Raw genomic sequence first — 23,001 nt, forward strand, 5'->3', positions numbered from 1 at the left:
GCCGGGGCTGGCACCGGGGCACAATGGCGACGCACGGTCCAGGCCCGTGGCAGCACACTGCCCGCGGCCTCAGAAACCGGTCAGGCGCGGCCGATGCACGGTCGCGTCTCGCTCCAATCGAGACGCAGCCCAAGTCTTGGTCTATAATGCTCGACTTTGCTGGCATTACCCCGTCGGCCATACTAGTTACAAAGTGGCGGGGAAACCGCTGTTCACGGCTCTCAGGCCCGATCTTCCCGAGAACCCTCTGTCAGCACAGATATATCTGGAAATTAAATGACTACCATCCGCGTCAAAGAAAACGAGCCCTATGAAGTTGCCCTGCGCCGCTTCAAGCGCACCATCGAAAAGCTGGGTCTGCTGACCGATCTGCGTGCTCGCGAGTTCTACGAAAAGCCCACAGCCGAGCGCAAGCGCAAGAAGGCTGCTGCCGTGAAGCGTCACTACAAGCGCGTTCGCAGCATGCAACTGCCCAAGAAGCTTTACTAATCGTTGATTAGGACCAGTCGGCCTTAAAACAGCCGCAAACCCGCGCTCGGGACGCCAGGCGCGGGTTTTTTGTTTTCTGGCCACTGCCATGCCTGCCTGGCTGCGCAGTGACCTCCCAGCGCACGGTCAGTCCAAGCCGCTCACATCGCGGACTGCCGTTCGCCCACCCCAAGGAGAAAGCCATGAGCCTGAAAGCCCAGATTACCGAAGACATGAAGACCGCCATGCGTGCCAAGGACAGCGCACGCCTGGGCACCATCCGCCTGCTGCAGGCCGCGATGAAGCAAAAGGAAGTCGACGAGCGCATCGAGCTCGACGACGCAGCCATCATCGCCATCGTCGACAAGCTGATCAAGCAGCGCAAGGACTCCATCGCCGCCTTCGAAACCGCCAATCGCGCCGATCTGGCCGATGTGGAAAAGGCCGAGATGGAAGTGCTCAAGGTCTACCTGCCAGAGCGCATGGGCGAAGCCGAGATCACTGCGGCCGTGCAGGCCATCGTGGCCGAGCTGGGTGCCTCCGGCCCCGGCGACATGGGCAAGGTGATGGGCGCCGTCAAGACGCAGCTGGCGGGCAAGGCCGATATGGGCCTGGTGTCCGCCGCCGTGAAGGCCGCGCTGACCCAATAACTGGCAACCGGCCTGAGTCGCCCAGCGGCATCGGGCCAAATATAGAAGCTGCTTTCGCTCGCTATGCATACGTTTCAGATCAAAAGCAATCTGAAATTCATGCATGTCAAGCGATGGCAGCTTCTTTCTTTATAGAAGCCCTGAATCCTGCGGGAGCCTGGCGGCTGAAGAACTCCTGCAGGAACTCGACGCAGACCCGTACCTTGGCCGAACGATCGAGCCGCGTCGGATACACGGCCCAGATATTTGCCGGCTGCTGCCACTCGGGCAGCAGTTGCACCAGGCGTCCGGCCTGCAGATCGGCCGACACGTCCCAGAGCGAGCGCAGCACGATGCCATGGCCGTCACGCGCCCATTGCACGGCCATCTCGCCATGATTGGTGGACAGCGGCCCGGTCACCTTCACGTTGCGCTCCTGACTGCCCGAGCGCAGCTTCCAGACACCGAACGCATGGTCACGCTCCTTGATGACCAGGCAGTCGTGTGCGGCCAGCTCGTCGAGCGTGCGCGGGCTGCCACGCCGCTGCACATAGGCAGGGGCCGCGCACAGCACACGGTGGTTGTCGGCCAGATGCCGCGTGATCAGGTGCGGCGCGATCTCGTCGCCCACGCGCACATCGAGATCGAAGCCCTCGGCCGCGACATCGACGATGCGGTCGAACACTTCCAGGCGCAGCTGCAGCGCCGGATATTGCGCAATCAGCTGTGACAGCGCGGGCGCCACCACATTGCGGCCGAAGCCGAAGCTGGTCGCCACCCGCAGCAGCCCGCGCGGCTGGCGGCGCGTCACATCCACCTCCTGCAGCAGGTGCTCGACCTCGTCCAGAATGCGCTGCGCCCAGTGGTAGACGCGTTCACCCTGCTCCGTGACAGCGACCCGCCGCGTGGTGCGGTGCAGCAGCTTCACGCCCAGCTCCTGCTCCAGCAGGCGGATCCGCTTGCTGACGAAGGCCGGCGAAGCCTGGTGCGCGGCCGCCGCCTCTGCAAAGCTGGCTTTGCGCACCACGGTGGTGAAGACACGCAGATCTTCGGGGGAAGGCATTTTCTGCACGATCTGTAAATAATCAGGTCACGATCATGCAATTGTATTCATTTCAGCACGGTGCAGAATACCGCCAGGCACAGGCTCCTGAGCAGCCTGGACTTCCCACACACTCCAGAGAAAGCACCATGTCCACTCCCAAAAAGATTGCAGTCATCGCCGGCGACGGCATCGGCAAGGAAGTCATGCCTGAAGGCCTGCGCGCACTGCAGGCTGCAGCCAGGCGCTTCGATCTGCCGCTGGAGTTCCACCATTTCGACTGGGCCCACTGCGACTACTACGCGAAACACGGCCAGATGATGCCCGACGACTGGAAGGAGCAGCTTGCGGGCATGGACGCCATCTTCTTCGGTGCCGTGGGCTGGCCCGCCACCGTGCCCGACCATGTATCGCTGTGGGGCTCGCTGCTCAAGTTCCGCCGCGAATTCGACCAATACATCAATCTGCGTCCGGTACGCCTGTTCGAAGGCGTGCCCTGCCCCCTGGCCGGCCGCAAGCCCGGCGACATCGACTACTACGTGGTGAGAGAGAACACCGAAGGCGAGTACACCTCGCTGGGCGGCGTGATGTTCGAAGGCACGGACCGCGAAATCGTGATCCAGGAGTCGGTCTACTCGCGCAAGGGGGCCGACCGCCTGCTCAAGTACGCCTTCGATCTGGCCCAGAGTCGCGCCAAGAAGCACGTGACGCTGGCCACCAAGAGCAACGGCATCGCCATCAGCATGCCCTGGTGGGACAAGCGCGCCGACGATGTGGCCAAGGCCTACCCCGAGGTCACGCTGGACAAGCAGCACATCGACATCCTGACCGCACGCTTCGTGCTGCAGCCCGGCCGCTTCGATGTGGTGGCCGCCACCAACCTCTTCGGCGACATCCTGTCCGACCTGGGCCCCGCCACCACGGGCACCATCGGCCTGGCACCCTCGGCCAACCTCAACCCCGACCGCAACTTCCCCTCGCTGTTCGAGCCCGTGCACGGCTCGGCACCCGACATCTACGGCAAGAACATCGCCAACCCCATCGCCATGGTCTGGTCGGGCGCGCTGATGCTGGACTTCCTGGGCCGCAGCGAAGGAGCCTGGCGCCAGGCCCACGACACCATCGTGGCTGCCATCGAGCACACGATCAAGGCCGGTCCGCTGACGCCCGATCTGGGCGGCAAGGCCAATACCACCGAGGTGGGCGAGGCCATCGCGGCGGCCATCGCCAACGCCTGATGACTCCGGGCCGGCTGCAGCCGGCCTGATGCAATATGAGAAGCACCCCGCGCAGGCTGGACCTGCACTGGGGTGCTTTTGCACGCCCGAGCGCCCGGAGCCACCGGCTGCGGCGAGCTAGGCTTCAGACTGCGGTTTGGCTTTGGCTTGCGACGCCGGTTTTCTGGCCGACCGGGCCTGGGCATTGCGCTGCGCTGCGGCCTGCACCAGCGCCTGGAAGGCCGCAGCATCCAGCGCATCGCCCACACGCAGGTCGATGGCCCGGCGCGTGCCGCCCTCCAGGCTGGCATTGAACAGGCCGGCCGGGTCGGCCAGGGTCGCACCATGCGCGAAGGTCAGCTTGACCACGGCCTGGTAGGTCTCGCCCGTGCAAAGAATGCCGTCCTGCGACCATACGGGCGTGCCGCGCCATTTGAGCTCTTCCACCACGGCGGGCAAGGCCTCGCGGATCAGTGCGCGCACGCGGGCCAACGTGGCGCCGCGCCAGTCGTCCAGGCCGGCAATCCTGGCGTCGATCAGAGCCGATGCCTCGGGGCCGCTGACGGGCCCGGCAGAGGATGCGGGTAGCGAGGTGCTCATGGAAAGCTCTCCTTCATCAATTCGACCCCATGCGCAAGGCCCACATGGCATGTAAAACGGCGCCCTGCGGACTTGCCGATGGCATCGCGCTCAGCCCTGTCCCCTGGCGACCTCGCGCAGGCATTCGACCAGCAATCCCGTGGTCGGCGTCAGCGGCTGGCCGCGCAAGGTGATCAGCCCCACGGGCGGCAGATCGATGGGCACGACCAGATCCAGCAGGGCCAGTGTACCCAGGGCCGCATGGCAGCGGGCCACGCCACGCGCCATGAAGGCCACGGCGCCGCGCTGGTGCACAAAGGTCAGCTGCGAGAGAAAGGAGGCGGTCTCCACGATGTCGGCCGGCGGATGCAGGCCGTGGGCATAGAACTGCTGCTCCAGCTTCACGCGCAGCGAGGCCCAGGGCGGCGGCAGCACGCAAGGCTGGTCCGCCAGGGCCTGCCAGCTGGCCGCGCCCGGCGCCAGCAGCGCATGGCCGGGCCGCACCACGGCCACCATGGGGTCGTCGTACAGCGCCTCGGTCTCCAGGTCGGGCGCGGCATAGCCGGGCTCCAGCCGCCCCACGAACAGATCCAGCTCTCCCAGGCGCAGCTTGGGCAGCAAGCGCGTCAGATCCCCTTCCTCCACCATCACCGTGGTCTGGTCCGAACGCGCCTTGAGCCGCTCCACGGCGCTCGCCAGCAGCACCGGCGTGGCCACCACCATGGCCCCCACGCTGGTGCGCCCGCGCGCGCCGCTGGCCTCGGCAGCCATCTCGTCGCGCGTGCGTTCGAAGCCAGCCAGCACCGAGCGCGCAAACCGCACCATGCTGACACCGGCTGCCGTGGGCTCGGTGCCGCGCGTGGAGCGTTCGAACAGCACCATGCCCAGCATGCGCTCGACCTCGGCCAGGGTCTTGGAGACGGCGGGCTGGGTCACGGCCAGAAACTCGGCAGCGCGGCCCAGGTGACGAAACTGGTCCAGCGCCACCAGCAATTGCAGATGGCGCAGCTTGAGGTTGGAGCGCAGCACACGATCGATCTTGCTCATGGGGCTTCATTACTTAATGGTTATGAAGAGAGTCTATCTTTTCATTGGATTGTCATGGAGCAGTTTTGAACAATCGGGGCTAGCAATTCAAATAACGACAGGAGACACGCGATGATCCCCCCACGCAGCAGCCGGCGCAGCTTTGTGCTCGGCGCCCTCGGCGCAGCCACGCTCGGAACTTCCACCCGCCTGCTGGCCCAGACCTGGCCCGAGCGCCCCATCACCTTCATCTGCCCCTGGCCTGCCGGCGGCACGGCCGACCAGTCCATGCGCGCGCTGTGCACCGTGGCCGGCCGCATCCTGGGCCAGGCGATTGCAGTGGAAAACCGCGCCGGAGCCTCCGGCATGATCGGCTCCAAGGCTCTGGCCTCGGCCAAGCCCGACGGCTACACCATCGGCCAGATCCCGATCTCGGTCACGCGCTTTTCCCAGCTGGGCACGCTGCAGGCCGACCCGCGCAAGGACTACACCTATATCGCGCGCACCTCGGGCCAGACCTTCGGCATCGCCGTGCCGGCCAATTCGCGCTTCAAGACCCTGCAGGACTTCGTCGCCGCCGCCAGGGCCAAGCCCGGCAGCATCACCTATGCCCATGCCGGGGTGGGCGGTGCCACCCATGTGGGCATGGAGGAGTTTGCGGCCGCAGCCGGCATCCAGCTCAGCCATGTGCCCTACAAGGGCGGCGCCGAGGCGCTGCAGGGCGTGCTGGGCGGCCATGTGGATGCGCTGGCCGACTCCAGCTCCTGGGCCCCGCATGTCGAAGCCGGCAAGCTGCGCCTGCTGGCCACCTGGGGCGAGCAGCGCACGCCGCGCTTCAAGGACGTGCCCACGCTCAAGGACCTGGGCTACAACGTGGTCGTCGATGCGCCCAACGGCATCGGCGCGCCCAAGGGCCTGCCGCCTGAGGTCGAAGCCAAGCTGCGCGATGCCTTCCGCCAGGCCGTGGCCAGCCCCGAGTTCAAGTCCGTGGCCGAAAGGCTGGACGCGCCCTTGCTCTACCTGGATGGCCCCGACTACGCCAGGTATGTGAGCACGGTCTACCAGAAGGAAACCGTGCTCATCGACAAACTCAAACTGCGCGACCTGATGCGCTGACGCGCCGCGTCCCCACCGCCTCAGGCCCGCCATCCCCGGACTCCAAGATGCTCTCCTCCTCTTCCTCCCTGCTGCACCTGCACCCCAACGACAACGTGCTGGTGGCCAAGACCGCCCTGGCCCTGGGCCAGGACATTCCCGAGCTGGGAGTGCGAACGCGCGCCCAGGTGCCGGCCGGACACAAGATCGCGGCACGCCGCATCGCCGAGGGCGAGCAGGTCAAGAAGTACGACACGGTGATCGGTGTCGCCACACGCGACCTGGAGCCTGGCGACTATGTGCACAGCCACAACCTCAAGCTGGTGGACTACTACCGCGACCCGTCGTTCGGTGCCGACGTACGGCCCGTGGACTACGTGCCCGAGGAAGAGCGCGCCACTTTCCAGGGGTTTGTGCGAGCAGGTGGCGGCGTGGGCACGCGCAACTTCATCGGCATCCTGTCCTCGGTCAACTGCTCGGCCACCGTGATCAAGCGCATCGCCGCCCACTTCACGCCCGAGCGGCTGGCAGCCTTTCCCAATGTGGATGGCGTGGCCGCCTTTGCCCAGAGCAGCGGCTGCGGCATGTCCTCGCCCAGCGAGCACTTCGACGTGCTGCGCCGTACCCTCGCCGGCTATGCGCGCCACCCCAACCTGGCGGGCGTGCTCATCGTGGGTCTTGGCTGCGAGCGCAACCAGGTCGATGCCTTGGTGGATTCGCAAGGCCTCAAGGAAGGTCAGTTGCTGCGCACTCTGGTGATGCAGGAAGTGGGTGGCACGCGCGCCACCATCGAGGCAGGTATTGCCGCCATCGAGGAAATGCTGCCCATCGCCGACCAGGCCCAGCGCAGCACCGTCAGCGCCGCCCACCTCAAGATCGGCCTGGAATGCGGCGGCTCGGACGGCTTTTCGGGCATCACGGCCAACCCCGGCCTGGGCGCAGCCATGGACATTCTGGTGCGCCACGGCGGCACGGCCATTCTGTCCGAGACGCCCGAGATCCATGGCGTGGAGTTCATGCTCACGCGCCGCGCCATCAGTCCCGAAGTCGGTCAGAAGCTGCTGGACCGCCTGGCCTGGTGGGAACGCTACGCAGCCGGCCAGAACGCCCAGTTCAACGGCGTGGTCGGTCATGGCAACCAGGCCGGCGGCCTGGCCAACATCTTTGAAAAATCTCTGGGCAGCGCCATGAAGGGCGGCACCACGCCGCTGCGCGCCGTCTATGAATATGCCGAGCCCATCACCGAAAACGGCTTCGTCTTCATGGACTCGCCGGGCTACGACCCGGTGGCCTCCACCGGCCAGATCGCCAGCGGCGCCCAGCTGATCTGCTTCACCACGGGCCGCGGCTCCATGTTCGGCAGCAAACCCGCACCCACCATCAAGCTGGCCAGCAACACGCCCATGTACCAGCGCCTGCAGGAAGACATGGACATCAACTGCGGCGTGGTCGTCGACGGAGAGCTGACCGTGCCCGAGCTGGGCCAGCAGATCTTCGAGCAGATCCTGCGCCATGCCAGCGGCGAACCGACCAAGAGCGAAGTCCTGGGACTGGGCGACCATGAATTCGTGCCCTGGCACCTGGGCATCGTGAGCTGAGGAAAACGCATCTTCCAGAGCTTTGCGCCCTTATCCGATCTTCACTTTCTGCGATTTTCACCATGAACGCCATGCCACTCAGATTGCAACGCACCGAACTGCAGCGCAGTGCCAACTTCATCGCCGGCGCCTGGGTGCCCGCAGCCAGCGGCGACTGCTTTTCCGTGACCGATCCGGCCACGGGCAGCACCATTACCGACGTACCTGATTCAGGTGCAGCCGACGCGCGCGCTGCCGCGGATGCCGCCCAGGCGGCGCTGCCAGCCTGGCGCAAGCTGCCGGCCAAGCAACGCGCAACCATCATCAAGCGCTGGAACGACCTGGTGCTGCACCATCAGGACGATCTGGGTACGCTGATCTCGCTGGAGCAGGGCAAGCCGCTGGCCGAAGGCAAGGGCGAAGTAGCCTATGCCGCCAGCTACATCGAATGGTTCGGCGAGGCCGCCACGCGCATGAACGGCGAAGTCATTCCCGCGCCCATGCCGGGCCGGCGCATGTTCGCCCTGCGCGAGCCCGTGGGCGTGGTCGCCGCCATCACGCCCTGGAACTTCCCGGCCGCCATGATCGCGCGCAAGATCGCGCCCGCCCTGGCCGCGGGCTGCACCGTGGTCTGCAAGCCGGCCGAGGACACGCCGCTGACCTCGCTGGCCCTGGTGCTGCTGGCGCACGAAGCCGGGGTGCCGGCCGGGGTGCTCAACATCGTCACGGCTTCGCGCGAGCGCACGCCCGAGGTGGTGGATCAGTGGCTGGACGACAGCCGCGTGCGCAAGATCACCTTCACCGGCTCCACGCCCGTGGGCAAGCATCTGGCACGCCGCAGCGCCGACACGCTGAAAAAGCTCTCGCTGGAGCTGGGCGGCAATGCGCCCTTCATCGTCTTCGAGGATGCCGATGTGGAGGCCGCCGTGGACGGCTTCATGGCCGCCAAGTTCCGCAACGGCGGCCAGACCTGCGTCTGCCCCAACCGCGTCTTTGTGCACCGCGCCGTGTACGAGATCTTTGCCCAGCTGCTCAGTGCCCGCGTGGCCGCACTGCACGTGGGCCCCGCCAGCGACCCGGCCTCGCAGATCGGCCCCATGATCAATGACCGCGCGGTCGAGAAGATCGCCCGCCATGTGGAGGACGCCGTGGCCAAGGGCGCGAGCGTGCTCACGGGCGGGCGCCGTCTGCCCGAGCTGGGGCCCACCTACTACGCCCCCACCGTGCTCTCGGGGGCCACTGCGGACATGGCCTGTGCCCGCGAGGAGACTTTCGGCCCCGTGGCACCGCTGACCGTGTTCGACGACGAGACCGAGGTTGTCGCCGCCGCCAACGACACGCCCTTCGGTCTGGCCGCCTATTTCTACAGCCAGGACCTACGCCGCATCTGGCGCGTCGCGGAGGCCCTGGAATCGGGCATCGTGGGTGTCAACGAAGGCGCGCTGGCCGCCGAGGCGGCCCCCTTTGGCGGCGTCAAGGAGTCGGGCTACGGCCGCGAAGGCTCCACCCACGGGCTCGACGATTACCTGCATATCAAATACGTCTGCCAGGGACAACTGGATTGACGCAAGACGGTCGCTAGAACCACTCACAACCGGAGACAAACCATGAGCAGATCCAGACACCTCACCCGCAGACCCATGCTGGGCGCGCTGGCAGCGCTGGCCCTGGCCGGAGCCATGCCGCTGGCAAAGGCCCAGGGGAACTTCCCGAGCAAGCCCATCACCTTTGTGGTGCCCTATCCCGCAGGCGGTGCCAATGACATGCTGGGGCGGCTGGTCGGCCAGAAGATGGGCGAGTTGCTGGGAACCGCCAGCGTGGTGGACAACCGGCCCGGCGCCGGGGCACTGCTGGGTGCGGGCATCGTGGCGCGCGCACCGGCCGACGGCTACACGCTGCTCGTCGGTGGCCTGGCCACCCACGCCGCCAGCCCGCACCTGATCAAGACCGAGTACGACCCGGTCAAGGACTTCGAGCCCATCGGCATGATCGGCAGCGCCCCCATCATCGCCATCACCGCCAACGACTCGCCCTACAAATCGCTCAAGGATGTGGTGGAGGCGGCCCGCAAGGACCCGCAGGCCGTGATGTACGGCTCCTCGGGCAACGGCTCGCCGCTGCACCTGGCCGGCGAACTGTTCGTGTCCATCGCCAGGGTCCCCATGACCCACGTGCCCTACAAGGGCGGCAATGCCCACATCGTGGATCTGATCGGCGGGCGCATTCCGGTCATCTTCGATACCGCGACCAACTCCATGCCGCTGCTGCGCGGCGGCAAGGTGCGCGCCCTGGCCGTGGGCTCCACCACCCGTCTGCCCGAGCTGCCCCATGTGCCGACCTTCGCCGAAGCCGGCTACCCACAGTTCGAGTTCTCGGCCTGGTACGCACTGTTTGCGCCGTCCAAGACCAGCGCCGATGTCAGCGCCAGGCTCTCCGGTGCACTGGCCAAGGCACTCAAGCAGCCAGAGGTGGTCTCCAAGCTGCGCGATCTGGGCGTGACCCCGGGCAGCGGCGATGCCACTGAGCTGCGCGCCTTCGTGCCCCGTGAATACCAGCGCGTGGGCGGTCTCATCAAGACAGCGAAGATCAAAGCGGATTGATCGGTTCCGAGCGTCTGCGCCGCTTTCTCAACGCTGGCGTCGCGCGCTCCGGTCATCCAAGAGCGCTCGCGCCTTCGCCGCGGGGCGGCACGCACCGCATCGACTCGTGCCCGACACCTGACCGCGGTCCCGCCCCACAACCAGACGTATTGAAGACAGCACCGTGTCATGACAAACCAAGGAAAACCCATGCCCGATGGATGGCTGCGCCCACACCCCGAAGACCCTGACCGCCTGGTGGCGGATCTGCCCTCGCCCTGTGTACAGGCCCATGCCGCCAACCTGATGATGCTGGACGACGGCACCCTGGCCTGCGTGTGGTTCGGCGGATCCATGGAGGGCCGCTCCGACATCTCGGTCTTCATGTCGCGCCTCGCCCCGGGTGCTGCGCAGTGGTCCGAGCCCGTCCAGCTCTCGGACGATGTCGAACGCTCGGAACAGAACCCCGTGCTGTTTCCCGCACCGGATGGCGCACTGTGGCTGCTGCATACGGCCCAGTACTCGGGCCACCAGAACACCTCGGTCGTGCGCCGGCGCCTGTCTCGCGATCAGGGCCGGAGCTGGGGGCCCACCGAGACGCTGGCCGATGCACCGGCAGGCACCTTCGTGCGTCAACCCCTCCATGTCCATGCGGACGGCAGCTGGCTGCTGCCGGTCTTCCACTGCCGTGCCCAACCGGGCCTGGCCTGGGATGGCAGCCACGACGACAGCGGTGTGCTGCGCTCGGCGGATCAGGGACGCAGCTGGCAGCGCATTGCCGTGCCCGGCAGCCAGGGCTGCGTGCACATGAATATCGTTCAGGCTTCGGACGGCGGCCTGCTGGCGTTCTTTCGCAGCCGCTGGGCCGACCATGTCTACCGCAGCCGCAGCGACGACGGCGGCCTGAGCTGGCAGCAGCCCGAGGCCACTGAGCTGCCGAACAACAACTCGTCCATCCAGGCCTTGCGCCTGGCCGACGGGCGCCTGGCCATGATCTTCAACGCCAGCAGCGCTGCCGACGCCACCCAGCGGCGCGAGTCGCTGTATGACGAGCTGGACGACCGCCCGGCAACACCGGCAACCGCTGCGGCCGGCGAGCGCCGCGCGTTCTGGGGCGCTCCGCGTGCGCCCATGACATTGGCCCTGTCGGCCGACGACGGCCTGAGCTGGCCCTGGCAACGCAATCTCGAAACGGGCGACGGCTGGTGCATGAGCAACGACTCGGAGCACGGCCGCAACCGCGAGTATTCCTACCCCTCCATCCGCCAGGGCGCCGACGGCGCTCTGCATCTGGCCTATACCGTGTTCCGCCAGCATATTCGCCATGTGCGCGTGCAGCCGGACTGGGTGAACGAACAAGCATGACCACAACCTCCACTCCCTTCAATGTTCTCGTCACCGCCGAGCACTGGGCCCCCGAAGCCCAGGCCGTGGTGCAGCAAGCAGGCGGACAGATCCATTTCATGGCCGAACCCATCACTGCGGAAAGCCTGGCGAAGCGGCTGGCGCAGACCGGCGCGCAGGCCCTGGTCCTGCGCGGCTCCAAGCCGGTGAGCGCCACCGTGCTGCGGGCTGCCCCCGCCTTGCGCATCGTGGCCAAGAACGGGGCCGGTGTGGACAGCGTGGACATGGAAGCTGCGCGTGCCCAGGGTGTGGCCGTGGCCGTGGCGCTGGCCGCCAATGCCCCGGCCGTTGCCGAACATGCACTGGCGCTGATGCTGGCGCTAGTGCGGCAGCTGCCGCAGCTGGACCAGCAGGTTCGCGCAGGCGGCTGGGCCGGCAGCAGCTGGCAGGGCCGCGACTTCCGCGGCTCCACAGTGGGCATCGTCGGCTATGGTGCCATCGGCCGTGCCACCGCGCAGCTGGCTGCGGCCCTGGGCGCCAAGGTGCTGGTGCTGCGCCCCGCAGGCCAGGCCGACGACTTTGACTGCGAACCCGATCTGCGCCAGCTGCTGCCCCGCGTGGACATCCTGAGTCTGCACTGCCCGCTGACCGAGCAGACACGCGGCCTGATAGGTGCAAGCGAACTGGCACTGCTGCGCCCGGGCAGCCTGCTGATCAACACTGCACGCGGCCCCGTGGTCGACGAGACCGCGCTGCTGGCGGCACTGGAAAGCGGCCATCTGGGTGGCGCCGGACTCGACACCTTCGACATCGAGCCACTGCCCCAGGGCCATCCGCTGACCCGGTTGCCCCAGGTGCTGCTGACGCCGCATGTGGCCGGCGTGACGCGCCAGGCGGCGCTGCGCGTGGCGATGCTGACGGCCGCCAATATCGTCGACCACCTGGCAGGCAGGCCGCTGCCCGCCGGTCACCTGCTGTGAGCCGGGTTCTCTGCATCGCCGAGGCCTTCTCCCACGCCATGATTAATCCAACCGAGAAAAGCATGCCTGCCTACAACCCCTTCAAGACCGCCCTCTGCGCCCGCCAGCCCCAGATCGGGCTATGGCTGTCCATGGCCGACCCCTATCTGGCCGAAGCTGCTGCCACCACGGGCTACGACTGGCTGCTCATCGATGGCGAGCATGCGCCCAACGATCTGCGCAGCACCCTGGCCGGCCTGCAGGCCGTGGCCCCGCACCCTGCCCACCCCGTGGTGCGGGTGGTGGAAGGCAGCACGTCTCTCATCAAGCAGATGCTGGACATCGGCGTCAAGACCCTGCTCGTGCCCATGGTGGACACGGCGGATCAGGCCCGGGCCGTGGTGGCAGCCACCCGATACCCGCCCCTGGGCGTGCGTGGCGTCGGGAGCGCGGTGGGACGGGCCTCCCTGTGGAGCCGCCGTGACGACTATCTGAATGTGGCCGACGACGAGGTCTGCCTGCTGGTGCAGGCCGAGACCACCACGGCCCTGCAGAATCTCGAAGCCATCTGCGCCGTGGATGGCGTGCACGGCGTCTTCATAGGACCGGCCGACCTGGCCGCCTCCATGGGCCACCGCGGCACCCCCGGCCACCCCGAAGTACAGGCCGCCATCGAGGCAGCGATGCGAACCATTATTGCCAGCGGCAAGGCGGCAGGCACGCTGACCTCGGACCCTGCACTGGCACAACGCTACCTGGATCTGGGCTGCAGCTTTGTGGCCGTCGGTGTGGACCTGCTGATGTTCGTGAACGCCGCGCGCAAGCTGCGCAGCCAGTTCGCCGGCTCCACGGTGACCGCACCGGCACGCCCCGCCGCCGCCTACTGATGCCCAGTCCGGCGGACGCAGCCATTGCGGCGGCGTCCTCCGCTCCTGGCGACCCTCAGGCGACAAGGCCAGGCATAGCCGCCGTAGCCCTGCTTCGGCGACAAGCCCCCTGGAGGCCAGACAGGCCGCCGTCGCGGCGCGCGTCACTGCATCGATGCCGCCCCCGTCTGAGCAGCCCCCTCATGCCGCAAGCGCACTGTGCGCAGCCGCCGCTGCGGAAGTCGCATTGACAAGCAGCCATTGCTCGAACTCCTGCGGCGCCAGCGGCCTGGCAAACAGAAATCCCTGCGCCACCGGGTAGCCCTGCTCGCACAGCATCACGCTCTGCGTCGGCGTCTCCACGCCCTCCGCGACCACCGTCAGGTGCAGGCTCTTGCCGATGCCCAGGATGGCACTGCTCAGAGCCCGGGCGGCCTCGTCATGCTCCAGATCGGCCACGAAGCTGCGATCGAGCTTGAGTTCACTGACCGGCAATCTGCGCAGATAGCTCAGGCTGGAATAGCCGGTGCCGAAATCGTCCATGGACAGGCGCACGCCGTGCGCATGCACCTCGTTGATGGTTTTCATGGTGCTGGGATTGGTGTCCAGCAGAATGCTTTCCGTCAGCTCCAGGGTCAGGTCCTGCGGCGCAAGGTCGTTGCGGTCCAGCGTGTCGGCGATCATCCGGGGCAGATCCAGGTTGTGAAAACTCGATGGCGACAGATTGACCGACACCGCCGGAACTTCGAGCCCCTTGGCACGCCACTGCGACAGCTGATGGCAGGCCTCCTCCAGCGCCCAGCTTCCCAGATCGGCAATCAGCCCACATTCTTCGGCCAGCGGAATAAAGCGGGCCGGCGAAATCTCGCCCAGCTCCGCATGGCTCCAGCGCGCCAGCGCCTCCACGCCATAGAGCCGGCCGGTGGCCATCTCGATCTGGGGCTGGTAATGCAGACGCAGGCCACCGCTCTTGAGCGCCTTGCGCAGCGCGGTCTCCAAGGCCAGGCGCTCCTGGGCCAGACGGTTCATTTCGCTGCTGAAGAAGCAGAAACGCCCGCGCCCCTTGCTCTTGGCCTGGTACATGGCCATGTCGGCACGATGAACCAGGGTCTCCATGTCCCGTCCATCCGAGGGGAACATCGCAATGCCCACGCTGGCGGAAATGGCCAGCGAGGCATCTGCAATGTTCAGGGGCTCGGCCAGCAGCTCCTGCAGGCGCTCGATGGTACTGGCCACATATTCCGCATCGCAATGCGGCAGCACGGCCACGAATTCGTCACCCGAAAGACGCCCGGCAATATCGGAGCTGCGCAGCACGCGCTGCAGCCGTGCAGCGACACTGCGCAGCAATTCGTCCCCCACGGGATGGCCCAGAGAGTCATTGACCTGCTTGAAGCGGTCCAGATCGATGAACAGTACCGCCAGTTGCGCATCGTGGATGGCTGCCGACGCAATCGCCTGATCGGCCTTGGCCTGCAGCAGGCTGCGGTTGGGCAATCCCGTCAGTCCGTCGTAGAACGCCAGCTGACGGATGCGCGCGCGCGACAGTTCGCGCTCCAGCGCCAGAGCGCACAGGTGGATGCAGGCATCCACCAGTTGCTGGTGAAAAGCCGATGCATCTCCGGCCAGGGGTTCCCGGTAATAAAACGCAAAAGTGCCTATCGGCTTGCCCTCGCTGTTGCAAATGGGGGTGGACCAGCAGGCCTTGAAGCCCAATGGCAGGATCAGGTGCCTGAAATCGGCCCACAGCGGATCCTGTGCAATATCGTCCACCAGCACCGGTGCATTGCGCCACGCGGCGGTTCCGCAGGAGCCCGCGCTCGGACCTATGGCCAGTCCGTCGATCAATGCCGAATAGGACTGCGGCAGACTGGGACCGGCCAGCGGGTGAAGCAGCCCCTGGGCATCGACCTCGAGAATCGAGGCCGTCACCTCCGGCGCAATTCTCTCGACCTCCAGGCACACCATCTCCAGCACTTCCACCAGCGGCCGCTCGCGTGCCATGGCCTCCAGCACGCGATGCTGCAAGGCCTCGTGCATCTTGGAACGGGTAATGTCGGTCAGCATGGACACCGTGTATTGCCAGCAGCCGTCCGCATCGAGGATGGGGTTGCTGATGACCTTGGCCCAGTAACGCTGGCCATTCTTGCCGACCACGATCTCCTCGCGCCCCACGGGCTGGCCGGCGCGCAGCTCCGAACGGTAGCGCTCTGCCGCCGCCTCGGGCAGCTGGGGAGCCAGCAGGGCAATCGGCATGCGTCCTGCAACCTCCTCCGTGCGCCATCCGAACATGCGCGTGAAGCCGCCGTTGACATGCACGATGCGGGAGGCTCCGTCACTGATGATCACGGCCGTATCAGAGGCGTCGGCCACCAGGGACAGACGGTGCAGATGCTCCTGCTGCGTCTGCTCCCGGGCACGCCGCTGGGTGACGTCGGTGGCGATCTTCAGGATATGCACCACCTGCCCCTGGGCATCCATCACCGGTGTGTAGGTTGCCTCCAGCCAGCAGCTGCTGCCATCGCTGCGCAATCGTTCCACCACGCCGGAATACGCATTGCCCGCACACAGGTGCGCCCAGACTTCCCCGTACCTGGCGCTATCGGCCAGACGCGCAGAGCAAAAGCTGCGGTGCGGTCGTCCCTGCGACTGCTCACGGGTCAAGCCCATGAGCTGCAGATAGTTGTCATTGGCACGAAGCAGCACTCCATCGAGGCCGAACTCGGCCATGGCCATGACCCTGTCCAGCGCCTGCAACTGGGCCAGCTGCAGCTCCGGAGGCATCGCGCCAAGATCTCCCTCACGCATCATTATTCCTTTGCGTATTCGCATCCCGGGCCGGCTCAAATCCAGAATGGAAAAGTCATGCTTTCATATGAATACCAGCAATAATAATGATGAATACGAGATTCAATAATCGTGATTCAGGGCGAATGATCAAAAAAATGCAGGATCGGCAACAGTCCCGGACCTGCAAGCCGATGCGGCATGCCGGTACGTTGCGATGCAGCGTCACGGGCCACGCTGATCGGGCCCAGCTCCGCGCAAGGCATCGCGACGCCGCCATCTGCCGCCAAACTGGTTGACCACCATGCCCAGCAGAACGCCCAGCGTACCCAGCCATTGCAGACCATTGGGCGACTCTCCCAACAGCAGCATGGCCGAAAGCAGACCGATCACCGGCACCAGCAGCGACAAAGGGGCCACGGTACTGGCGGTATAGCGCTGCAGCAGGCGGGTCCAGAGGCCATAGCCCAGCAGGGTGGACAAAAAGGCCAGATAGGCAATCACACCCAGCTCGCTCCAGCCTATGGATCCCAGCTGCGAGACGACCGACTCTGCGCCATCCACCCAGACCGACAACGCCAGCAGCGGCAGGATGGGGAAGACGCTGGTCCAGACAATGAAGGACACCGGCTCGTAAGAGCCCTGCCGGGCCGCCACGCGGGTCAGCAGATTCGAGCCGGCCCACATGGCTGCGGCGCCCACGGTCAGCACAAAGCCGATCAGCGTCATATCCGATGCCCCCTCACCATGGGCTGCGCCAATCAACAGCAGCCCTGCGAGTGCGATGAACAGACCCAGCCATTGCCAGCGCTGCGGCTTTTCCTGCAGGAATGCTGCGGCCAGCAACATGGTGATGAATGCCTGGGTCTGAAGTACCACCGACGCCATTCCGGCAGGCATGCCCAGCTTCATGCCGGTGAACAGCAGGCCGAATTGTCCGACCCCTTGCACCAGCCCGTAGGCCGCCAGCAAACCCCAGGAAAGATTCACGGGCGGACGCACGAAGAGCAGAAATGGCAGCGATGCGGCAGCAAAGCGCAGCGCACACAGCAGCAAGGGCGAGAGTTTGGCCAGCCCCCACTTCATGACCACGAAATTGAGACCCCAGACCACGATGACGATGATGGCGCTGAGCCAGTCCGGGCGGCTCATGCCGGAGGTGGGCGAGGATGCAGAACTCATGACACTGACGACTATTGTTGGATTTCCAGATCGGGTCCCCTAGTATGACCTGCCCTCCGTCACGCTGTGGACGAACAGCACACAACGGACCATCAGGGAGGCGGTCGCCAGGTGCGGGCAGCGGCGTCACTTGAGCAGATAGCGGTCCACCTTCACCGGCAGCATGAGCAGGGCCTTGAAGGCGTACAGCACGATCAGGGTCCCGCTGAAGTCGCCCACCATCATCACCAGAAGCTGGTCCAGCTGGAAGCCGTCTCCCCGGATGACGGACCAGCCCTGGTGCAGCAAGGCATTGCTCAGCCCGTAGACTGCACTGAGCCATAGCAGGCGCTGCGGCGTGAGATGACTGAGGGAGCGACCGAGTCCCATCCATTTGCGGGCTGCGCAATACGTGCCATAGGGGGCAAGCGTGGCCATGATGCCGCCCGCAAACGCTCGCAACCCGTCATCGGGGAAGAAGTAAAAGTGGCAGACCAGCCATGACACGACAAAAAGCCCGGCTACACCCGCTTCCGCAAAAAGCAGGGTACAGAGCAAACGCACACCGGCAGGCAGGTATATCCAGTTGACGCCCCTGACAAACTCCAGTTCGGAGAAAATCCACTGATTCAAGGCCAGCATTGCCAAGAACAGCACCGCCGTGATTACCGCCACCGAAAATTGCGTCCAAATGTTCTTCATGCGCTGCCGCCGACCCTGTTCACTGTCTGCGCAGTATTATGAGCGCCGTTGATTCGTGCTGCGTCATCGGCGCTTCGTCTGTTTTTGCCTTCTCATGCCAAAGTCCCTGTCTGCCGATATCTACTTACGCTTTCTGCACCTGGCAGCGACCATCCGCAACCTGCCGGTGCTGCCCGCACTGGACCCGCTGGAGGAGCGCCTGCTGGAACAAATTGCCAATGCCGGCACGCGCCAGGAGCGTCTTTGCGTCAGAGACCTGATGGCCCAGCGTGAACTGGGATCGCCGGCCACGATTCACACCCGTCTGAAGTCCATGCGCCAAAAAGGCTGGATCCTGCTGGCCGACACCGAAGATGCCAGACGCAAGCAGATCGAGCTCAGTGCCGATGCCCACAAGCATTTCGAGAAGCTCTCGCACTGCATTGTTCAGGCCGCCGCCGAGAGCTGATACAGACACAAAAAAAGCAGCCACCGGGCTGCTTTTTACATGGGGCAATCTGCGGCGATCAGCTGCCGGCCACCTTCATGCGATTGATCAGCATGGAGCCCACGGTCTTGGCGCCATAGTTATAGGCATCGGCTCCGATGGCCTCGATGCCCTTGAACATGGTCCTGAGGTTGCCCGCGATCGTGATTTCGTCCACGGGGAAGGCGATCTCGCCGTTCTCCACCCAGAAGCCGCTGGCACCGCGCGAATAGTCGCCAGTCACATAGTTCACGCCCTGGCCCATCAGCTCGACCACGAACAGGCCCGTGCCCAGCTTCTTGAGCATGGCGTCCAGATCGTCGCCCGCCTTGGTGCGGCGCGAAGTCATGACCAGGTTGTGCGAACCGCCGGCATTGCCCGTGGTCTTCATGCCCAGCTTGCGCGCCGAGTAGCTGGACAGGAAATAGCCCTCCACGCGGCCGGCATCCACCACCTTGCGGGCCTGCACGCGCACGCCCTCTTCGTCAAAGGGAGAGCTGCCCTTGCCGCCCAGGACGAAGGGGTCTTCCTCGACATCGATGTGCTTGGGGAAGATGGGCTTGCCCATGGAGTCCAGCAAGAACGTGCTTTTGCGGTACAGCGCGCTGCCGCTGACGGCCTGCACAAAGCTGCCCAGCAGGCCGGCGGCCAGGGGAGACTCGAACAGCACCGGGCATTCGATGGTCGGAATCTTGCGGCTGCCCAGACGGCTCAGCGTGCGCTCTGCGGCATAGCGGCCCACGGCCTCGGGCGAGGCCAGATCGGCCGCATTGCGCATGGAGCTGTACCAGTAGTCGCGCTGCATCTCGCCATTCTTGCCGGGCAGCTTGGCGATGGGTGCCACCGACATGCTGTGGCGCGAGCTGGCGTAGCCACCGCGAAAACCGTTGGTATGGGCCGTGAAGAAATGGCTTTGCTGGGCCGAGACGCCCGCTCCCTCGCTGTTGCTCACACGACGGTGGGTCTTGAAGGCGGCCTCCTCGCAGCGCAGCGCCATCTCGGCGGCCTGCTCGCTGGTAATGTCCCAGGGGTGAAACAGCTCCAGATCACGGTGCGTGCCGGGCAGCGCGATATCGGCGCTGTCGGGCAGGCGGGCAAACGGATCTTCGGCCGTGAAGCGCGCGATGTCGTAGGCGGCCTGCACCGTCTGCCTGATGGCAGCCTCGGAGAAGTCCGAAGTGCTGGCATTGCCACGACGCTGGCCCAGATAGACGGTCACGCCCAACGACTTGTCGCGGTTGCGCTCCACGGTCTCCAGCTGGCCCTTGCGCACGCTGACCGACAGGCCGCAGCCTTCGGAGGCCTCGGCGCCGGCATCTGTCGCACCCAGTTTCTTGGCATGCTGCAGTGCCTGGTCCACCAGGCCCTCGAAAAAGGCCTGGCTGAAGCTGAAACCGGCTTGCGGTGCGGATTGGGCCTGTGCACTGGAAGTGCTTGTATTGCTGGAGCGAGGTTTTTTCATAGCGGCGGCTATGATAGCCGCCACTGCGGCGCCCTCTGCGCTGCCACCGATATTGCCCCCTTACCATGTCACGCAAACCCACCAAAGGCTATTTTGTTCGCGGAAAGTTCGTTGCCGAAGGCAGCGAACTGGACCTTGAACTCAAGGCCGAACTCAAAGGCACTTACGACTCCACCAAGACCGACCTCAAGCGCGAAAGTGATGCGCTGCAGGATCTGGGCAAGGAGCTGATGACGCTGCGCAGCGACCTCTTCAAGCGCCTGCAACTGTCCGACCAGTTGATCGACGCGCTGGCCGAGGCCAAGCGCATCACCAACTTCGAAGGCAAGCGCCGTCAGCTCCAGTATGTGGGCAAGCTCATGCGCAAGCTGACGCCTGAGCAGGTCGCCGCCGTCAAGCAGGCGCTGGACGAGCAGCGCAACGGCTCGGCCAGCGAAAAAATGTCGCTTCAGGTGGCCGAGCAGTGGCGCGACCGCCTGGTCGTCGAGGAAGCGGCCCTGTCCATCTGGCTGGACCATTTCCCAGGCACCGATGTGCAACAGCTGCGCTCGCTGATCCGGCAGTCGCGCAAGGATATCGAGAAAGCCAAGGAACAGGCCGCCGCAGCGGCCGCTGCCGCCGGCCCCGATGCCGAGCCCAAGGAAGTCAGCAAGGGCCGCGCCTATCGCGACCTCTTCCAGCTGGTACGCGAGCAACTGGCCGGCGCCGGCAAGGCCGATGCGGGTGCCGAGGACGACGGCGATGAGTGATGCGAGCGAATATCTTCACGATGCCGTGAAGATCGGTATTGTCTCCGTCAGCGACCGCGCCAGCAGTGGTGTCTATGAAGACAAGGGCCTGCCCGCGCTGCGGGAATGGCTGTCCAGGGCACTGAAGAACCCCGTGACGTTCGAAGCACGCCTGATTCCCGACGAGCAGGCCGGCATCAGCGCGGCACTGATCGAGCTGGTCGATGCAGGCTGCAGCCTGGTGCTGACTACGGGCGGGACCGGCCCCGCGCTGCGCGATGTGACGCCCGAGGCCACCCTGGCCGTGGCCCAAAAGGAAATGCCGGGCTTTGGCGAGCAGATGCGCCAGATCAGCCTGGCCTTTGTGCCCACCGCCATCCTCTCGCGCCAGGTGGCGGTGATACGCGGCAGAAGCCTGATCATCAATCTGCCGGGCCAGCCCAAGGCAATTGCCGAGACGCTGGAAGGACTCAAGGACGCCGACGGAAAATCCAAGGTCAACGGCATTTTTGCCGCCGTGCCCTATTGCATCGACCTGATCGGCGGCCCCTATCTCGAGACCCATGACGAGATCTGCAAGGCCTTCCGCCCCAAGACCGCGATTCGCGCGCCCCGCACGGCATAGCCTGAAGCGCCGGGTGCAATCCCTGCCAAAACATCTACCAAAGCAGCCTACGGGCTGCTTTTTTCATGGCGCCGGCGCGGCATCCGTGCCGCCGGTATCTCGCTGCAATCGCTATCATAATAAAAGCGTGTTACGCCTTTCATTCATTGATTTCAGCAATAAAACCATCTGAAATCTATTAAAGGTAAGCGATATAAGCTATCAATATAGGTATATCCCTTGGGATTTCCCGCAAGTGCTTGCCCCGATGCCAGACGCATGGGCCGCCCCTAGCATGTTTGCTGCGATGCAGCGACGGCGGCCACCCGCCGACCGGACACTGCACGCTCTCTCCACATTTCTCATAATTTTCAGGAGACTTCATGCATCGCTTGTCCCAGTCTGCGCCCATTGCTTCCCTGCTGGCTCTCGCCCTGACGGCAGCCTTCGCGGCTCCCGCCATGGCGCAGGAAAAAGTCAAGATCGGCTTCATCACCGACATGTCCAGCCTTTATGCCGACGTGGAGGGCAAGAACGGTGCCGTTGCCATACAGATGGCGATCGACGACTTTGGCGGCAAGGTACTGGGCAAGCCTATCGAGCTGCTGACGGCAGACCACCAGAACAAGGCCGATATCGCGGCCAGCAAGGCCCGCGAATGGATAGACACGCAAGGCATCAGCCTGGTCTTCGGCGGCACAAACTCGGCCACGGCCCTGGCGATGGCCAAGGTCGCGCAGGAGAAAAAACGCGTCTTCATCGACAATGGCGCGGGCAGCTCGGCCCTGACCAATGAACAGTGCAGCCCCTATACCGTGCACTACGCCTTCGATACCGTGGCCCTGGCCAAGGGCACGGGCGGCGCCGTGGTCGACACGGGCGGCAAGAGCTGGTTCTTCGTGACGGCCGACTATGCCTTCGGCCATGCGCTGGAAGCCGACACCAGCAAGATCATCGAAGCGCGCGGCGGCAAGGTGCTGGGCTCGGTCAAGACGCCGCTCAACGCCAGCGACTTCTCCAGCTTCATGCTGCAGGCCCAGAACAGCAAGGCCCAGATTCTGGGCCTTGCCAATGCCGGCGGCGACACCATCAACTCCATCAAGGCTGCCAAGGAGTTCGGCGTCACCAAGAACATGAAGCTGGCCGGCCTGCTGGTCTTCTTCAGCGACATCCACAGCCTGGGCCTGAGGAACACCGAAGGCATGCAGTTCACCGCCCCCTGGTACTGGGACATGAACGACGGTTCACGCAAGTTTGCCGACGCCTTCATGGCCAAGACCCAGCGCCGCCCCAGCGAGATCCAGGCCGCCGACTATTCGGCCACCATGAACTACCTCAAGGCCGTGGAAAAGGCCGGCACGCTGGACGCCGACAAGGTCATGGCCACCTTGAAGAGCACCAAGATCGACGACTTCTTCGGCCAGGGCTATATCCGCGAAGATGGCCGCTATGTGCACGATATGTACCTGATGCAGGTCAAGTCGCCGGCAGAGTCCAAAGGCACCTGGGACTATTACAAGATCATCAAGAAGCTGCCGGCCGAGCAGATCTGGACTACCAAGGCCGAAAGCAAATGCCAGTACTGGCGATAAGGCGGATTTGCGTGAACAGAAAAAACATGGGAGCGCAGGCTCCCATTTTCTTTACGACCTTGAGCAGTGCGAATCGCAAGCCATGGCTGCGCCGCCTGCAAACTCTGCAGCTGAAATC

21 protein-coding genes are annotated in these 23,001 nt (G+C 65.1%); 14 read left to right on the plus strand and 7 right to left on the minus strand.

Annotation, left to right across the window (positions count from 1 at the left end):
- Nucleotides 1-276 precede the first annotated feature (276 nt).
- Nucleotides 277-489, plus strand: coding sequence for a 30S ribosomal protein S21 (gene rpsU, locus E2583_RS00700; RefSeq protein WP_003052999.1), 213 nt, complete (start codon nucleotides 277-279; stop codon nucleotides 487-489).
- Nucleotides 490-671: 182 nt separating this feature from the next.
- Nucleotides 672-1,118, plus strand: a complete 447-nt coding sequence (locus tag E2583_RS00705; protein ID WP_291592226.1) for a GatB/YqeY domain-containing protein — start codon at nucleotides 672-674, stop codon at nucleotides 1,116-1,118.
- Nucleotides 1,119-1,224: 106 nt separating this feature from the next.
- On the opposite strand, the gene E2583_RS00710 is transcribed toward E2583_RS00705, so the two are convergent.
- Complete coding sequence (locus tag E2583_RS00710) at nucleotides 1,225-2,160, minus strand: LysR substrate-binding domain-containing protein (RefSeq protein WP_291592229.1); 936 nt, start codon at nucleotides 2,158-2,160, stop codon at nucleotides 1,225-1,227.
- Between the two features lie 128 nt (nucleotides 2,161-2,288).
- Between E2583_RS00710 and E2583_RS00715 the strand changes: the two genes are divergently transcribed.
- Nucleotides 2,289-3,377 (plus strand): tartrate dehydrogenase, encoded by a 1,089-nt coding sequence (locus E2583_RS00715; RefSeq protein ID WP_291592231.1) that lies wholly within the window; start codon nucleotides 2,289-2,291, stop codon nucleotides 3,375-3,377.
- A 117-nt stretch (nucleotides 3,378-3,494) separates the two neighbouring features.
- On the opposite strand, the gene E2583_RS00720 is transcribed toward E2583_RS00715, so the two are convergent.
- Both E2583_RS00720 and E2583_RS00725 read right to left on the minus strand, forming a co-directional pair.
- Nucleotides 3,495-3,956 (minus strand): DUF1801 domain-containing protein, encoded by a 462-nt coding sequence (locus E2583_RS00720; RefSeq protein ID WP_291592233.1) that lies wholly within the window; start codon nucleotides 3,954-3,956, stop codon nucleotides 3,495-3,497.
- A 90-nt stretch (nucleotides 3,957-4,046) separates the two neighbouring features.
- Nucleotides 4,047-4,982 (minus strand): LysR substrate-binding domain-containing protein, encoded by a 936-nt coding sequence (locus tag E2583_RS00725; RefSeq protein WP_291592235.1) that lies wholly within the window; start codon nucleotides 4,980-4,982, stop codon nucleotides 4,047-4,049.
- A gap of 111 nt (nucleotides 4,983-5,093) precedes the next feature.
- On the opposite strand from E2583_RS00725, the gene E2583_RS00730 reads away from it, so the two are divergent.
- From E2583_RS00730 to hpaI, 7 genes are all read left to right on the plus strand, one after another.
- A complete protein-coding gene (locus tag E2583_RS00730) occupies nucleotides 5,094-6,077 on the plus strand; it encodes a tripartite tricarboxylate transporter substrate binding protein (protein ID WP_291592236.1) in 984 nt (327 codons plus the stop codon).
- Between the two features lie 47 nt (nucleotides 6,078-6,124).
- The gene (locus E2583_RS00735; protein WP_291592238.1) at nucleotides 6,125-7,654 is read left to right on the plus strand and encodes a UxaA family hydrolase; all 1,530 of its coding nucleotides are present in this window, start codon (nucleotides 6,125-6,127) and stop codon (nucleotides 7,652-7,654) included.
- Nucleotides 7,655-7,725: 71 nt separating this feature from the next.
- A complete protein-coding gene (locus tag E2583_RS00740; RefSeq protein WP_291592324.1) occupies nucleotides 7,726-9,198 on the plus strand; it encodes an NAD-dependent succinate-semialdehyde dehydrogenase in 1,473 nt (490 codons plus the stop codon).
- Between the two features lie 42 nt (nucleotides 9,199-9,240).
- Nucleotides 9,241-10,233, plus strand: coding sequence for a tripartite tricarboxylate transporter substrate binding protein (locus E2583_RS00745; protein WP_291592239.1), 993 nt, complete (start codon nucleotides 9,241-9,243; stop codon nucleotides 10,231-10,233).
- Between the two features lie 189 nt (nucleotides 10,234-10,422).
- The gene (locus E2583_RS00750; protein WP_291592325.1) at nucleotides 10,423-11,577 is read left to right on the plus strand and encodes an exo-alpha-sialidase; all 1,155 of its coding nucleotides are present in this window, start codon (nucleotides 10,423-10,425) and stop codon (nucleotides 11,575-11,577) included.
- On the plus strand, nucleotides 11,574-12,536 hold the full coding sequence (locus tag E2583_RS00755) for an NAD(P)-dependent oxidoreductase (RefSeq protein ID WP_291592240.1): 963 nt from the start codon (nucleotides 11,574-11,576) through the stop codon (nucleotides 12,534-12,536). Before E2583_RS00750 ends, E2583_RS00755 begins: the two co-directional genes overlap by 4 nt.
- Before the next feature lie 62 nt (nucleotides 12,537-12,598).
- The gene (gene hpaI, locus E2583_RS00760; RefSeq protein WP_291592243.1) at nucleotides 12,599-13,402 is read left to right on the plus strand and encodes a 4-hydroxy-2-oxoheptanedioate aldolase; all 804 of its coding nucleotides are present in this window, start codon (nucleotides 12,599-12,601) and stop codon (nucleotides 13,400-13,402) included.
- Nucleotides 13,403-13,582: 180 nt separating this feature from the next.
- On the opposite strand, the gene E2583_RS00765 is transcribed toward hpaI, so the two are convergent.
- The 3 genes from E2583_RS00765 to E2583_RS00775 form a co-directional block, all read right to left on the minus strand.
- Complete coding sequence (locus tag E2583_RS00765; RefSeq protein ID WP_291592244.1) at nucleotides 13,583-16,189, minus strand: GGDEF and EAL domain-containing protein; 2,607 nt, start codon at nucleotides 16,187-16,189, stop codon at nucleotides 13,583-13,585.
- Nucleotides 16,190-16,393: 204 nt separating this feature from the next.
- Nucleotides 16,394-17,350, minus strand: a complete 957-nt coding sequence (locus E2583_RS00770) for an EamA family transporter (RefSeq protein ID WP_291592245.1) — start codon at nucleotides 17,348-17,350, stop codon at nucleotides 16,394-16,396.
- Between the two features lie 126 nt (nucleotides 17,351-17,476).
- Nucleotides 17,477-18,031 (minus strand): hypothetical protein, encoded by a 555-nt coding sequence (locus E2583_RS00775; RefSeq protein WP_291592247.1) that lies wholly within the window; start codon nucleotides 18,029-18,031, stop codon nucleotides 17,477-17,479.
- A gap of 94 nt (nucleotides 18,032-18,125) precedes the next feature.
- Between E2583_RS00775 and E2583_RS00780 the strand changes: the two genes are divergently transcribed.
- Entirely contained in the window at nucleotides 18,126-18,479 is a 354-nt protein-coding gene (locus E2583_RS00780) for a hypothetical protein (RefSeq protein WP_003069365.1), read from the plus strand.
- 58 nt (nucleotides 18,480-18,537) lie between these two features.
- Here the strand turns inward: E2583_RS00780 and pmbA are convergent, their stop codons facing one another.
- Entirely contained in the window at nucleotides 18,538-19,959 is a 1,422-nt protein-coding gene (pmbA, locus tag E2583_RS00785) for a metalloprotease PmbA (RefSeq protein WP_291592252.1), read from the minus strand.
- 65 nt (nucleotides 19,960-20,024) lie between these two features.
- On the opposite strand from pmbA, the gene yjgA reads away from it, so the two are divergent.
- From yjgA to E2583_RS00800, 3 genes are all read left to right on the plus strand, one after another.
- Nucleotides 20,025-20,708: a ribosome biogenesis factor YjgA gene (yjgA, locus tag E2583_RS00790; protein WP_291592254.1), complete on the plus strand. Its 684-nt coding sequence runs from the start codon at nucleotides 20,025-20,027 to the stop codon at nucleotides 20,706-20,708.
- Nucleotides 20,701-21,312: a molybdopterin adenylyltransferase gene (gene mog, locus E2583_RS00795; RefSeq protein ID WP_291592256.1), complete on the plus strand. Its 612-nt coding sequence runs from the start codon at nucleotides 20,701-20,703 to the stop codon at nucleotides 21,310-21,312. Before yjgA ends, mog begins: the two co-directional genes overlap by 8 nt.
- Nucleotides 21,313-21,674: 362 nt before the next feature.
- On the plus strand, nucleotides 21,675-22,883 hold the full coding sequence (locus E2583_RS00800) for an ABC transporter substrate-binding protein (RefSeq protein WP_291592258.1): 1,209 nt from the start codon (nucleotides 21,675-21,677) through the stop codon (nucleotides 22,881-22,883).
- The last annotated feature ends 118 nt before the right edge of the window (nucleotides 22,884-23,001 follow it).

This window comes from Comamonas sp., assembly GCF_009360615.1.
Classification (GTDB): Bacteria; Pseudomonadota; Gammaproteobacteria; order Burkholderiales; family Burkholderiaceae_C; genus Comamonas.